The 14,429-nt window shown below is 37.5% G+C and carries 11 protein-coding genes; 5 read left to right on the forward strand and 6 right to left on the reverse strand.

The window, feature by feature from the left end:
- Window positions 1–22 precede the first annotated feature (22 nt).
- From H5079_RS05905 to H5079_RS05930, 6 genes are all read right to left on the reverse strand, one after another.
- On the reverse strand, window positions 23–2,200 hold the full coding sequence (locus H5079_RS05905; RefSeq protein WP_182683683.1) for a TonB-dependent siderophore receptor: 2,178 nt from the start codon (window positions 2,198–2,200) through the stop codon (window positions 23–25).
- 90 nt (window positions 2,201–2,290) lie between these two features.
- Window positions 2,291–2,812, reverse strand: coding sequence for a DUF6436 domain-containing protein (locus H5079_RS05910; protein WP_011329908.1), 522 nt, complete (start codon window positions 2,810–2,812; stop codon window positions 2,291–2,293).
- On the reverse strand, window positions 2,796–4,262 hold the full coding sequence (locus H5079_RS05915; protein ID WP_011329907.1) for a methyl-accepting chemotaxis protein: 1,467 nt from the start codon (window positions 4,260–4,262) through the stop codon (window positions 2,796–2,798). Before H5079_RS05915 ends, H5079_RS05910 begins: the two co-directional genes overlap by 17 nt.
- Window positions 4,263–4,527: 265 nt before the next feature.
- Complete coding sequence (locus H5079_RS05920; RefSeq protein WP_182683684.1) at window positions 4,528–5,082, reverse strand: isochorismatase family protein; 555 nt, start codon at window positions 5,080–5,082, stop codon at window positions 4,528–4,530.
- 97 nt (window positions 5,083–5,179) lie between these two features.
- Entirely contained in the window at window positions 5,180–7,963 is a 2,784-nt protein-coding gene (locus H5079_RS05925; RefSeq protein WP_182683685.1) for a response regulator, read from the reverse strand.
- 99 nt (window positions 7,964–8,062) lie between these two features.
- Window positions 8,063–8,953 (reverse strand): cation diffusion facilitator family transporter, encoded by an 891-nt coding sequence (locus H5079_RS05930; RefSeq protein WP_011329904.1) that lies wholly within the window; start codon window positions 8,951–8,953, stop codon window positions 8,063–8,065.
- Window positions 8,954–9,172: 219 nt separating this feature from the next.
- On the opposite strand from H5079_RS05930, the gene H5079_RS05935 reads away from it, so the two are divergent.
- From H5079_RS05935 to H5079_RS05955, 5 genes are all read left to right on the forward strand, one after another.
- Window positions 9,173–10,612, forward strand: a complete 1,440-nt coding sequence (locus H5079_RS05935) for a diguanylate cyclase domain-containing protein (protein WP_011329903.1) — start codon at window positions 9,173–9,175, stop codon at window positions 10,610–10,612.
- Between the two features lie 390 nt (window positions 10,613–11,002).
- Window positions 11,003–11,956, forward strand: a complete 954-nt coding sequence (locus H5079_RS05940; protein WP_011329902.1) for a slipin family protein — start codon at window positions 11,003–11,005, stop codon at window positions 11,954–11,956.
- A gap of 21 nt (window positions 11,957–11,977) precedes the next feature.
- Entirely contained in the window at window positions 11,978–12,430 is a 453-nt protein-coding gene (locus tag H5079_RS05945) for an NfeD family protein (protein ID WP_011329901.1), read from the forward strand.
- Between the two features lie 171 nt (window positions 12,431–12,601).
- Window positions 12,602–13,435 carry a patatin family protein gene (locus H5079_RS05950; RefSeq protein WP_041454910.1) on the forward strand — a complete coding sequence of 278 codons (834 nt, stop codon included), beginning with the start codon at window positions 12,602–12,604 and terminating at the stop codon, window positions 13,433–13,435.
- Between the two features lie 201 nt (window positions 13,436–13,636).
- Complete coding sequence (locus tag H5079_RS05955; protein WP_182683686.1) at window positions 13,637–14,407, forward strand: undecaprenyl-diphosphate phosphatase; 771 nt, start codon at window positions 13,637–13,639, stop codon at window positions 14,405–14,407.
- The last annotated feature ends 22 nt before the right edge of the window (window positions 14,408–14,429 follow it).

The raw sequence follows: 14,429 nt of genomic DNA on the forward strand, positions 1-14,429 counted from the left end.
TAATTTCACATCAGCTTAAGTATTAAAACTGATATTTAGCCGATAAGTAAACACGTCTTGGCTCACCCGGAAAATGCCCAGTGCGATTTATAAAGCCGCTTGATGCGTACTCTTTATCAAACACATTTTTAATTGATACTTGCCACGTCCAGTTTTCTAACTGAGTTTTCCAGGCCATATTGTAAATGGTATAGGGCTTTACATGGGTGCCATCTAAACTTACTTGCTGATCAACATAATCAAGGCCAGCAGCAATAGATGAGTTAATGCTGGGTAGGTCATAGCGAGTCCATATGCCTGCAGTATTTTGGGGGGCATTGGCAAACTTATCTGAACCAGCAGCTTGCGCTGAAAAGCCTTCGCTTTGCTCGTTTATACGGGTATCGTTATACGCGTAACTGGCCGTTACTACCCAGCTATCGGTTATGTCGCCAACCACCTCTAGCTCAAAGCCATCGCTTTGCACTTCACCTAGCGATTCTAGCTGGTCAATACCCGAATCATTTTGTAGTAAGCTTGTTTGCAAAATATTTTTACGCACAATTTGATAGGTCGCGATATTAATCGCCAAGGAGTCATCAAATAATTTAGTGCGCAAGCCTAACTCTGTAATATAGCTATTTTCTGGGGAGAATGGCCCACCTACTAACTCAGATTGGCTTGCCGCATCTTGCGGCAAAAAGCCTGTACCATAAAGCGCATATGGAAAAAACGTATCGTTAATATTATAACTGGTGCCAATACGCACCGTAACATCACTATCTGAAAACTCAGTATTGCTGATCTGATCAGTATCTTCAAAGTGATCGTAGCGTAGCCCCGCTGTTATATTCCACTTTTCGGTAATATCTAGTTGATCTTGCAAATAAACCCCGAGCCTTTTAGATTCAGTACTAACAAATCGTGGGGTTATACTTTGTAAGTCGTAATCGGCGCCCGATGTTAAACCATATTGCGGATTGATTAACGATAGTCCAGGTACTGGTCCGCCTTTACTTGCTTGTTTGGCGGTGCGGTATATAGCATCAAATTTAGCAGCATAATAATCTGCGCCTACTAAAAACACATGCTCCATATTCGCAATCGTTGTTTGTGCTATTAAATTAGCAGTTAAACTCAAGCCTTGGTTTTCGCGCGCTTGATCTCTAAATTCACGTTCACTCCAATCAACTACACCGTCATTATCGGTATCTAACAAGCCCCGCGGTTCGTGATAGTTTTGCTGTTCGGTATTAGTAAAGTAACGCGCTGTTACATCTATACTAAATATATCATTTAACTCATTTTTATAGGTTGCCTGATACACATCAGCTGACACTTTTTGATAATCGCTTGCTTCGTTATGGTTCCACTCACGATTAGCAATAAAGTCGCCGTTATCATCTACAGGTACGCCACGTAAACGGGCTCCTGCTAAGTCTTGATCTATATTAGTGTATTGCAGCACTAAATTTGACGCATTATCAAAGTCAAAGCGATAACCTAAATCGATAATGGTGTTGTCTTCGCCGGTGTTATACCTAAACGGATTTTGGCTTTCTTTATACACGCCCACTCTGTAGGCTTGTGTTTGCTCGTTGTTTACACTGCCTGTAGATTCAAAAGCACCACTAAAAAAGTCATCATTGCCAAGCTCTAGTTCTACTGTAGTTTTAGCAATATATTGTGGTTTTTTAGTCATGTAGTTAATAATGCCACCTGGATTACCACTACCATAAACCGCGCCACTTGGGCCTTTAAGCACTGCTACTTGCTCAATATTAAATAACTGCGGTACGGCAAAACCATTAAAAGGGTCACCTTTTACACCATCGTATAAAATTTCGTCTTGACGAAAGCCTCTAAATGTTACGCCCGAATAGCTAAAGCCATTAACGCCTGCAATGTTACTATATAAATCAGTAATTTGACGTGCTGCTTGGTCACTAATTAACGCTTGCGGTAATATTTGAATCGATTGAGGGATTTTTTCTAAGGGGGTATCTGTACGGGTACCAAATGCTGACTCGGTTGGCCTATATAACGAAAAAGCACGGCCTACTACTTCTATTTTTTCAATATTATTCTGAGCCGTTGCGCTATTGAGCGGTATTGTTGAGGGCGGTGCTGTTGTTGATTGTTCAGCTTCTTCGGCGGCAAATACACTGGCAGAATTAAATATAATTGATGAGATTGCGATAGATAAAAGAGTAAATTTCATGAGAGATAACTAACAATAATACAGTGAACGCATGTTAATGCTAACCACTCTCATTTGCAATTGATTATTCTATATAAATAAAAGCTTTGCCTATGTACTCGTAACGCAATAGCAGCCTTTAGTGTCAGCAATTAATAACTGTGAATTAAACCCAGCTGTTAAGTTACTAATAACAGTTTCTACAAAACCGCTTCCTTGCGAGCACGCTAGTCCTTCGGATAGCGGCCCGGCATAAACAAAGTCCCCATTTTTATCAATAATTACAGCAGCAGGGGTTGCTGGAATGGCTTGCTTAAGTTGTTGTGTAAGTTGCAACTCTTGCACGGCAAGTCCTTTACTTTTTGCAAATGCTTGCAACGTCGTAATGTGCGCTTGTGCTTGCTTAGTACAACCGCAATTTTGCTCTGTAATAATAACAAGCGATGCCACGGTATTACTAACCACTAACTGTTGTTTAAATTGCTCAAACCAATTTTGTTGCTTTAGCATTTGCGATTCATCAAACGGCTTTAGTTGCCCAAGCTGAAAGTACACCAGCCCAGTCACAACCAGTATAAACCACGCGGCAACAACCCCTACAATAAAGTAATTCGACTTACTTAAATTTTGCAATACTTTGCTCTAATACATCAATACTTACGTCAATTAACTGTACTTTAGCTGTTAACTGCTTAACTATTTTTGTGTCTTGGTATTGGTTTTGGCGCATTTTGTCTGTGCTTAGTGCTATTTGCGCCGTATTACCCGCTTGCTCGGCAACTACTTGAGCCACTGAGCTAGTACTGCTTGATACCGCTTTAATTTGTTCACTCATAGATGAAATGTTTTCTTTCATCGTGGTGCTTATTTTTGTTAAGTCGACTACAAAATCAACACATTGGCTCATAGACTGAGTAGATGTGCGGCTATTGCTAACCAAGTCTTTTAAGGTAGCGGCTATTTTAGCCGTAGTTGCTTGGCTATTAGTAGCAAGTGAGCGCACTTCTGATGCGACAACAGCAAAGCCACGACCATGCTCTCCGGCTCTAGCGGCTTCAATTGCGGCATTTAAAGCCAGTAAGTTAGTTTGATCTGCTATTCCCGATATTTCATTAAGTAAACCCGATATTACGTCGCCTGCGCCAACAAGATGATTTATTTGCTCTTCCGTATGATTAAGTAGTGTTAATAGCTCTCTGCTTTTACTGTCTGTTTGTGACACTTCTTGCAAGGCATTGGTCGCAGCTTGAGTAATATTATCTACTTGGTGTTTTAATACTTCACTTTCTTGCTCAACAAGTTTAAAGCCATGAGCAACTTGCGCACCAGAACTTGCAATATCGTCGGTTTGTTGGGTGCGCTGATCTGCACCTTCGGTTAACTCGTCGTGCACTTGGATCAGCTCTTGTGAGCTTACCTTTAATGACTCTGATTGAGTTTTTACTTGTTTAATTACATCTGACAAATACTCTAATAAGGTATTAAAGCCGGCTACCGCTTGGCTTTTTTGATCATCAGCACGTAAAGAAAGTTTAATATGATTAGGGTCTTGCATTATTTGCTCTGTCGCTGAGCTTAGCGATAGCCCGGCACTACGTTCGCGCTGCAATGTTTTAGCAATATAGCCTGCAACAAACACTTCAACAATGGCATAACCTGCATGTATTAGCACTGTTGTAAAGGCAAGCCTATCTGGATCAAACACGTAAAAACCTGTGTTTTGAGTTTGTAGGTAATAAAACGATAAGTGATGTACAGCAACAAACACAATAGCAGTTATAAAAACACGCCATTGCACAAACATAATTAACATCGCCATTAAAATAAATATTTCAAAATGCACTTCAATCAAACCATAGGTTTGTTGAATATGTAAAAAAGAAAACATCATAATGGCTGCAGCGACAACGTGGGGCGTTAAAGCACTATTAGGTTGGGTTTTTAATAGCCAAATTGGTAATAAGCAAAGCGGTAAGCCAACAATAAAGGCTTCGCTCAATGTGCCAAAATATAAACCAACACCTATTGATTCTATAAATAAGAGGCTAAAAATAACCGTAAATAAACGCGCAACACTAGACATAGTAGCCTTAAATTAAGTTTTTTAATAAAAATTAAGCGAGGTAATACGTATTAAAGTTTAAAAAAGTTCATCGGTTCCCCCTAACAAGCAAAAAAATGCTGAAATATTACACTTAACTTAACAAAGTAGACGAGTTAATTACATTATTTAAATATATTGACCTAATTGAATTGTTATTTACCCAACAAGCTAATAAGTTTATGTACAAGCAAAGACGGCTATTTAACCTGCACTTTAGTTAGAACTTTATTATCCAGAGTTAAGGCTATTTAATAATAGGTAATATTTTTTTAAAGTTAGGTGTTGCTGCTTGCTTGGTCCATTGAAAAATAATGCTCTCGGTACTGGAAATGATCGCACCAGCTTGGCGTAGTTGCTCAGTAGCAATTATTTTGTGGTTGTCGTTGCGTGAACCTATCGCATCAACTGCAATGATCACCTCATAGCCGTACTGCAATAAATCTAAGCATGTTTGCAACACACAAACATGCGCTTCGGTACCAATAACCACGACTTGCGGGCGAGTATACTTAGCGAGTTGCGCTAAAAACCCGGGCTCTGCACAGGCACTAAAGTGGGTTTTATGAAAATAATCTGCTTGTGGCAAAGCACCCTGTAAGGTTTGATTGGTTGCGCCCAAACCTTTTTTATATTGCTCTGTAATAAGGGTCGGTATTTTATGCACTAAGCTGGCTTGCGATAACTGTAATGAGCACTTTAAAATAGCGCTAAAGTCAGCTATGGCTGGCTCAAGTTTCGTTTGTATATCAATAATTAATAACACACTGCTTAAAGCATCCACATTACTCATTTTGCTCATACTTCCTCCACTGTCCTGTTTAGTGTTAACTGCTTGTAACTAGCTCACTCTAATACGAACACCAAAACAAAGCTACTCTGCTCGCTGTTAGTATTGTTCAACTAGGCTTAAATAAGTTATTAATACACTGATACAACTCATTTTTATTGATGGGTTTGGCTATAAAGTCATTCATACCGGCGTTTAAGCATTTTTCTTTATCTTCGGCAAACGCATTGGCAGTAATAGCTAAAATTAATACGTTTTTACAATCATTTGGCATTTGGCGTATTTTTTGTGTGCATTGGTAGCCATCCATATTGGGCATTTGGCAATCCATTAAAATCAAATCTGCGGGGTAGCTTTCTAAGCAATGTAACGCTTCAAGGCCATCGTTTGCCGTTTTTATCTCGCATCCCGTTGCAATCATCATTTTGGTGATTACTATTTGATTAATTGGATTATCCTCTACGATTAAAATACGTTTTGCTGCTAAATCAGGAACAGAACTGTCGGCTATCTCCTTAACTGGAGCCTGGCTTAGAATGAGTGGGATTTTTATTTTAAAACAGCTTCCTACCCCTTCTTCACTGCGCAGGGTAAGCGAACCGCCCATCAGCTCAATTAATCGTTTACTAATTGTTAGCCCAAGCCCAGTGCCGCCATATTTTCGGGTAGTGGAAACATCAGCTTGTGTAAATTCTATAAATAAATTTTGTTGTTGCAGCGCAGAAATACCAATACCAGTATCGGTAATTTTAATGAACAAACAATCATCCTCTGCAAAGCAATCCATAGTAATTAAACCAGTGTCAGTAAATTTACCCGCATTACTGAGTATATTGTTGATAACTTGAGAAAAGCGTAGTGAGTCTAACGCTATAAATGGCGGTAATTCTGGAGCAATAGTTAGCTTAAATGTAACGTTAGCGCTTAATCCCGAGTTATCAAAAACAGTGGCTAATTGGCGTATTAGTTTTTTAATTTCAGTTGGTTGCACATCTAACTTTAACGCATTAGCTTCTATTTTAGAAAAGTCGAGTATCTCATTTAAAATAAGCAGTAAGTTATGGGCACTTTGTTGGATCATTTGCAGCTCATTTTGTTCATCGGCAGCAATTTTAGAATTTTTTATTAGCAACTGAGTCATGCCCAAAATACCATTAAGCGGAGTGCGAATTTCGTGACTCATATTGGCCAAAAATAATGACTTAGTTTTATTTGCTTTATTAGCAACCCCTACAGCTTTAATTAGCTCTTCTGTTTTATCTTTAACTTGTTGCTCAAGCTTTAAATTAAAGTTTTTAAGCTGATTATTCAACGCTTCATTTTTACTGTTTGCGGTGCGTAACTTATTAAAGTTATTAGTCATCTTAAGGGCTAAACTTGCAAACTGTTGTTGTAACTTTTCAACCTCGTACCAGGTATTAGTATGCGAAACTAACCCTACTGTTTGTTCATCGGTTTCGAAGTTATCTATTTGCTCGGTTAACTTTATTATAGGCGTTACTAACCACTTACTTAGCTGCGTAATAAAAACACTGGTTAGTCCAATTATAAATAAGATCAACACCAGAGATTGCCCCCACGCTTGGGCTGCAACATTATTGGCATACTTTTTATTCATTAATGTGAAAATACGCCAATGATTTAATGCCGATGTAGTGTCTTTTGAATAATATTGCTGCGCGTTTGTTGCTGTAAATGCGCTTGTATGTTTAAGGCTTTGCAGCGCAACTACATCTTGTTTGCTAAGGGTTTGCATCTGCTTAAAGTCATTTAAGGTTGAAAATACTACCTGATTGCTTTTATCTAATATAATTAAGTCGGCTTGGCGCTTAAATAAGGTAGGTTGTAAATCACTAAAGTTTTCAAATAACAATGAGCCTTCTACTATCCCCTTAAATTGCTGGTTATTATAAACAGGGGCCGATATTGCCACTATTGATTGCTGTCCAAACCCTCTTCCTTTAAAAATACCAGAAATAAATCCATTTTGAGAATCAATTGCTTGGTAAAAATAATCGCGATCAGCAACATTAGCAACAGCCTTACCTTTTAACTGCTGTGTTTTTGACGTTGTGGGATAAAAGTAATTTACGTTGGCAAGTTCATCGGTACTTATAGCAGTTATAAACCCAGGATATAACTTCCCTAAAAGCTCAATAGCACTTTGTGGGCTATGCCCTACGCTAATATTTTGTGCGGTCAGTATTACTGCTTTGCGATGGTTTTCTAAATATAAATCTAGGCTTTGCGCTATTTGTTGGGACTTTTCGTTTAGTTGTGCGTTTATTTCGTATTCAACCCTAGAGTAATGGTTATTAATAAGCACAATTGAGGTAAGCACTACCACTAAAATAACGAGCAAAGTTACAATATAATTAAGGATTTTATACAAAGAACCATAATGGCGAGACCAAGAATGGCGATTAAAAAAGAAACTAAATAAATCAATTACGCATAAATAAATGGCGGCATTTAAACAATATTTAGCAAGCGCAGTAACCAAAGGTAAAAAGCTAATATTAAGAAAGTAATGCCCAAACCCCCACAGTAATGGCATTGCTACTACAAGCCAAAACAGCATTCCTCTAAAAAATAAAGGCCTAGAATAGCGCAGACAAAAAAAGTACACCCATAGTATTTCTAAACCAAAAACGATTGAAGGCCAAGCATGCCCCCAACGATAAAATATGCCTAGGGTGCTTAAAGTAAACACAACTAACGAATAGCGCCAGCCAAATAATAATAAGCTTAAAAGAACAAAAAATTGCCCTAATAAAAACTCAGAACTATTAATAAATAAGATTGGTAGGGTATTTACAAAAGCAGCGGTAATACCAAATAAACACGACACAATAAAGTTAAAGTAGCGATGCTTACTTGCTAGTAAAGGCATAATTAGATTCCAATAAATTGCTGTTGATTCAATTTGTTCCTACAACAGCTATTATTTACATATAGCTTAAACTAAGCCATATGCTGCAATTTGCCAAGTTTAATTAACACTACTGCAACTACTTTCAATTTGTAACACACTATTTGTTACATTAAATTTTGAACGCAACAGGTTTTCGACCTTTAAGCGACATGCTTTATCGTGTTTTTCAATGGTGCAGTGTTTTTTTAGCACTATATGCGCACCCACTATTACCGTTTTATCTTTTCGTACTACAGTTACATTATGCACATTTTTTACATGCTGAATTGTGGTAATTGCTTGCTCAACTTTAGCTACTTTAGGGAGTTTATCTTTATTTATGTACAGCCCTTTAACGCAACTTATAATAACCTTAATACCGGTGAATAAAACGAATGAAGCAATTAACATGCTCGATAAAATATCGATAATATCCCAACCAGTCAGGTAAATTAACACTCCGGCTATAAAAGTAGAAATAGTAGATATAATGTCAAAAAACGAGTGTAAAAACACCGCATATACATTAATACTCGCTTTACGGCCTTTATATAACACCCAAGCAGCGGCACCATGAAACAAAAAACCAAGCGCGGCAATGGCCGACATTAAAAAGCTATTTATTTCAAGTTCGTTGCCTTCATGATGGTGCATAAAACGCTCGCCACCTTCATACAATATAACCAAGCTAATTGCTAAATATAAAAAGCCATTTATAAGGCCTCCTACTAACTCAGCACGCTGATAGCCATCGTTATAGGTTTTAGCAAAGTGAATCGCCAAGCTCGAGGCAATTAAAGCAATAAATAAAGAGCTGTTATGAACAAACAAGTGCCCTGCATCGGCTAATACTGCTAGTGAGTTGGCGTAATATGCGCCTATTAATTGAATAACCATAAAAGAGCAGGTGATCGCCAAAGCAATTAATAAACGGCGACGGGAAGCTTTATGTGTCGTTATTTCGGTCATGAAATACTTAAGTACCTATACTTAAAACAAAGTAAGCTTCGAAAAAGCTCAACGGGGAATACGTAATGATATACAGTATCAATTATAATACGTAAACCTAATAAACGCACTAAAAAATTGGGAAAATAGAAACTTCTGTACTAAAAGTATTTAAAAAGGTATAAAAATAACAATATATTATAAAAATAATAACGTTTAATGTTTAGCTTGGAGAAACAAGTGAGTGATGACTCAATACTAAAATTGTGGCAGGTTTTAAATAAACTCAGTTTAGCTATTTTATTATACGACAATAAAAATAATACTTATTGTGTTAATACTGCGGCGCAAATTTTATTTGATTTAAAGCATTGCGACAATTTAGATAGCACTGCATTTAATGCTGTCACCCTCCTGAGCGTGCATAATAATAAACATATTGCTATTGAGTCATTATTCGATTCAAAAACTAGCACTAATATACAGCTAAAAAAACAACAACAAAGCATACCGTTAAATATCGCCCTTACCCAATTATCTGATTCTGTTTCTATGTTGTGTTTAGAGCCTTTAAAAAGCGATGTAATTGAGCTCTATAATTTTGATCGGGTTATTTCTGAAATATCAACAGACTTAATCGACATACAAAATGATGATATAGATTTGCATATTAATTTTGCGTTAAAAGCCATTGGCACTGCATTTGCTGCCGATCGTAGTTATTTATTTGAATTTAATACCGACAACGAAACCATTACTAACACCCACGAATGGGTGAATGAAGGCATTGAACCTTTCAAACAAAGATTACAAAATGTGCCAAAAACCGAGCTACCCTACTTTTTTGAAGTAATGAACGCTACGCATTTGTTTCAGGTAAACGATGTTTTAAAATTACCTCAAGCAGCAAACGCTGAAAAAGTTGAGTTTCAGATACAAAAAATACAATCTGTTTTATGCATAGGGCTCCTTTTTGATAAAGAGCTTATTGGTTTTATAGGCTGTGACTGTGTTAATTTTAAGCGCGCATGGACACACATTGATCTGATCAGAATAAAATTAGTGGGCGAAATAATTGCCAACGCATTAAAAAATATAGATTACAAAAAAAAGCTGCAACTAGCCCAGCAACAACTTATTACTGCTAATCAAAAATTAAGTTTATTAGTTAATACCGATGGTTTAACTAATATTGCCAATCGCCGCTGTTTTGATGAAACACTTAAAAGTGAAATACAACGTTGTGCTCGTAATAAGCATTCACTTAGCTTAATTATGTGCGATATAGACTTTTTTAAACGCTATAACGACAATTATGGCCACCAAAAAGGCGATGACGCACTTAAGCAAGTTGCTAAAACACTAAATAAACTTTGCAGGCGCGAAGGTGATTTAGCTGCGCGTTATGGTGGGGAAGAATTTGCAATTATTTTGCCTTCGCTTAACGCAGCAGAGTGCCATCAATTTGCATTATTATTACAACAAAAAATAGCGCTGCTAAACATAGTACATAGCGACTCTAGTGTTGCAAAAACACTCACACTTAGCGTGGGCTTTTATAGCACATATCCAACTAAAAACACCCGCCCCGAAACAATTATTAATAATGCTGATGCAGCCTTATATGAAGCTAAAGAAACGGGCCGTAATAAAATTTGTCAGTTTTTTGAAAGTAATTGAATATCACCTTACTAGGGTCTGTTGACCCTTGCGGATTAAAATTTGTTCAAACTAGGGGCGATTTAATCACGGCGCGAGGTTTGTAACCTAGTGGGCTAAGTGAAAACCGAGTAACAAAGAGTCAATCGCCCCTAGGCAGAACCCTTCGGGCAGCGCATGTTTGGCATTGATGCTACGTTATCGCCTATTTATGGGGAATAACCACACCACATAGGCTCTGCCTTGCCTAAATACCAAACACACTGCTGTAAATTTAACCTTGAAAGATCAACAGACCCTGACTATTTTATAGTGAAACCACATCAGTAATGTTACTCTAGCAACGTTGAAATTATAAACAACACTAACAATTCAACTTGTTAACTCTTTATTATTAGAAGGAATATTTACATGGACCCGATTGCACAAGTGCTCAATACAATATTTACCGTTGAAGCATTTTTACTCATTTTTGTTTTAGTACTGCTAAAAAGTAGTGTCAAATTTGTACCACAAAACCGCGCTTGGTTAATAGAACGCTTTGGTAAGTATCAATCAACTAAAGAAGCAGGTCTAAACTTTATCATCCCATTTATTGATCGTATTGCTGCAGATCGCAGTTTAAAAGAACAAGCACAAGACGTGCCTTCACAGTCGGCAATCACTAAAGATAATATTTCGCTTACTGTAGATGGTGTTTTGTATTTCCGTGTGCTTGACCCATATAAAGCAACCTACGGCGTTGATGATTACATATTTGCTGTAACTCAGCTTTCGCAAACAACCATGCGTTCTGAGCTTGGTAAAATGGAATTAGATAAAACTTTTGAAGAGCGTGACGTACTGAACACTAATATTGTAACTTCTATCAACCAAGCGGCAGAGCCTTGGGGTATTCAAGTATTACGTTACGAAATAAAAGATATTGTGCCACCACAATCTGTAATGGAAGCGATGGAAGCACAGATGAAAGCAGAGCGAGTTAAACGCGCACAAATACTTGAATCTGAAGGTGACCGTCAAGCCAATATCAATGTGGCCGAAGGGCGTAAACAAGCTCAGGTATTAGGTGCTGAAGGTGAAAAGGCAGAACAAATTTTACGCGCAGAAGGTGAAGCTAAAGCAATTATTGCAGTTGCCGAAGCACAAGCCGAAGCCCTGCGTAAAGTGGGTGAAGCTGCCGATACAGAGCAAGGCCAAAAAGCAATCCAACTTGATTTAGCAACTAAAGCAATAGCTGCAAAAGAAGCCATTGCCAGAGAGTCATCAATTGTACTGCTTCCTGATAATGCCACCGATGCAAGCTCAATGGTTGCACAAGGTATGGCCATTATTAATAGCTTAAATAAAAAGCATCAAGGCTAATAACTAAATAAAGGAGTCGGTATGGAATTTATTACCCAAAATTTACCACAAACCTTAATGGTACTTGGGGTTCTTGCGCTGATCATAGAAGTAGCCGTATTGGGGCTCTCTACCTTTATATTGTTATTTTTTGGCTTATCGTTATTTATAACCGGGCTGCTCATGAGTATGGGAATATTAGCCGACTCTATGACCACTGCGCTTTGGAGTAATACTCTAATAACAGCTGCAATTTCTATATTGCTTTGGAAGCCCCTAAAGCGGATGCAAAATAATGTTGAGCGTAAACCAGTTAATAGCGACTTTGCAGAGCTGACTTTTGTACTTAACCAAGATGTGACTATTGAAGGGTTAAGTACTCATCAGTATTCTGGCATTAGCTGGCAACTTAAAAGCAAACAGCCCATTAGCGCCGGTACGCAAGTTAAAGTAACTAAAAAAGAAGTTGGTGTAATGTGGGTTCAAAGCATTTAAAAACCTACAGCAATTATATTTTTCTAAACAGTTAAAATAACAATAAACGGGCAATTAAACACTGCCCGTTTATTTTGTTGAGTATTTATAATAAATAATCGCCTACCTCCTCCCTCGCACTTTGCTAACTAAGTTGATAGCATTAAAAAATGATGTAAGGAATATATCGTTATGACAAATCAACATAAACACACTTTGGTTGTTGAAGGGGGGGCAATGCGCGGTATTTTTGCAGCCGGTGTACTTGATGAGTTTTTAAAACAAAACTATCAACCATTTGCACGTTATTTTGGCGTATCTGCAGGGGCTACAAATGTAGCCGCCTATTTATGCAAGCAACCAATGCGCAATTACAAAGTGATCACCGACTATTCATGTCGTCCTGAGTTTATTAATCTTGCGCGCTTTATAAAGGGTGGCCATTTATTTGATTTAGACTGGCTATGGCAAGAAACCATTCGTGAAATACGGCTAAACACCGAAGTGTTTGCGCAAAACCCGGCAGACTTTTATATTGTTACTACGGCTATCGAATCGGGTAAAGCCCATTACTTAAAAGCCACCAGCACCGATATGGTCGAGCAATTAAAAGCGTCTTGTGCTATTCCTATTGCGTATCGCGACTATCCAATAATTAATAATATAGCCATGACCGATGGCGGCGTAGCCGACTCTATTCCCGTTATAAAAGCGTATGAAATGGGTGCACGTGAAATAACCGTTATTTTATCTCAGCCTTTGGGTTATCGTAAAAGGCCAAGTAAAGCACCATGGTTAACTAAAAAAATATATAAAAACTACCCGGCACTTATTAACACAACCCTCGCCAGAGCCGATGTTTATAACCAAAGTATTGATTTTATTAATAACCCACCCGCTGATTGCCGGGTAAATATTATAGCGCCACCAGTTAATTTTAAAGTGGGCCGTACCACTAAAAAGCTTGCAACCCTTAACACTGGCTACCAAATGGGTGTAGACGCCGCAAAAGCATTTTTAGCTTAATTCAAAACTAACTTAAGCTATATATTTAAAATTACTGCCCTTTATTTTAAATAAACATTAAAACACTTTAGATATTGTTAATAAGCTCTTATCCTATGGCGGAATTTTGATAAGTGAGTTATGTATTGTTTCTCATGAAATATTATGAGCATTAGCAACTCCCATTGTATTTTTTATTAAGTATTTAGGAACACATTGAACGTGGACATTTTTAACGCAATTATTTTAGGTATTATTGAAGGTATTACTGAGTTTTTACCTATTTCGTCAACCGGGCATATTATTGTAGCAGCGCAATGGTTGGGTATAGAAGCAACGGCTACTAATCAAGCATTCGGCGTAATTATTCAATTAGCCGCCATTTTAGCGGTACTAGCCAACTATAAAGATAAGTTCACTCCAAAACATCTTAACTTATGGATAAAAGTAGCCATCGCATTTATTCCGTTAGGCATTATTGCTTTCATTTTTAGTGACGTAATAAAAGCACTATTTAACGTACCTGTTGTGGGAGTAATGTTTATTGTTGGTGGGGTGATTTTTTTACTACTAGAGCGCAATTATAAAGAACAAAACTGCACCATTACCGATGTTACTCAAGTGACTTATAAGCAAGCAATATGGATTGGTATAGCCCAAGTATTTGCACTTATTCCTGGTACAAGCCGTGCGGGTAGCTCTATTGTAGGTGCTATGTTGTGTGGCTTAAACCGCAAAGCCAGTGCTGAATTTTCATTTTTACTTGGTTTACCTGTACTTGCTGCAGCGTCTGGGTATGATTTGCTAAAGCATTATGACTTATTTACTTTTGACGATTTAACCGCCCTTGCTGTAGGCTTTGTTACCTCTTTTATAGTGGCCTATTTTACAATTAAATTATTTATCCGCTTTTTAGAAAACTTTACTTTTGTAAGTTTTGGTATTTACCGCATTGTATTTGGTGTTATTTTATTAACCATAGCTTACGTTTAAAACATATTTAAGAGAGAAAATA

Origin of the sequence: Pseudoalteromonas sp. SG44-5 (assembly GCF_014164175.1) — a bacterium.
In the GTDB taxonomy this organism is placed as follows: Bacteria; Pseudomonadota; Gammaproteobacteria; order Enterobacterales; family Alteromonadaceae; genus Pseudoalteromonas; species Pseudoalteromonas nigrifaciens.

Excerpts from the sequence above, each read along its gene's own strand:
- H5079_RS05915 (WP_011329907.1), bottom strand. The coding sequence starts at position 4,262 with ATGTCTAGTGTTGCGCGTTTATTTACGGTTATTTTTAGCCTCTTATTT.
- H5079_RS05940 (WP_011329902.1), top strand. The coding sequence starts at position 11,003 with ATGGACCCGATTGCACAAGTGCTCAATACAATATTTACCGTTGAAGCA.
- H5079_RS05945 (WP_011329901.1), top strand. The coding sequence starts at position 11,978 with ATGGAATTTATTACCCAAAATTTACCACAAACCTTAATGGTACTTGGG.
- H5079_RS05920 (WP_182683684.1), bottom strand. The coding sequence starts at position 5,082 with ATGAGCAAAATGAGTAATGTGGATGCTTTAAGCAGTGTGTTATTAATT.
- H5079_RS05905 (WP_182683683.1), bottom strand. The coding sequence starts at position 2,200 with ATGAAATTTACTCTTTTATCTATCGCAATCTCATCAATTATATTTAAT.
- H5079_RS05950 (WP_041454910.1), top strand. The coding sequence starts at position 12,602 with ATGACAAATCAACATAAACACACTTTGGTTGTTGAAGGGGGGGCAATG.
- H5079_RS05925 (WP_182683685.1), bottom strand. The coding sequence starts at position 7,963 with ATGCCTTTACTAGCAAGTAAGCATCGCTACTTTAACTTTATTGTGTCG.
- H5079_RS05930 (WP_011329904.1), bottom strand. The coding sequence starts at position 8,953 with ATGACCGAAATAACGACACATAAAGCTTCCCGTCGCCGTTTATTAATT.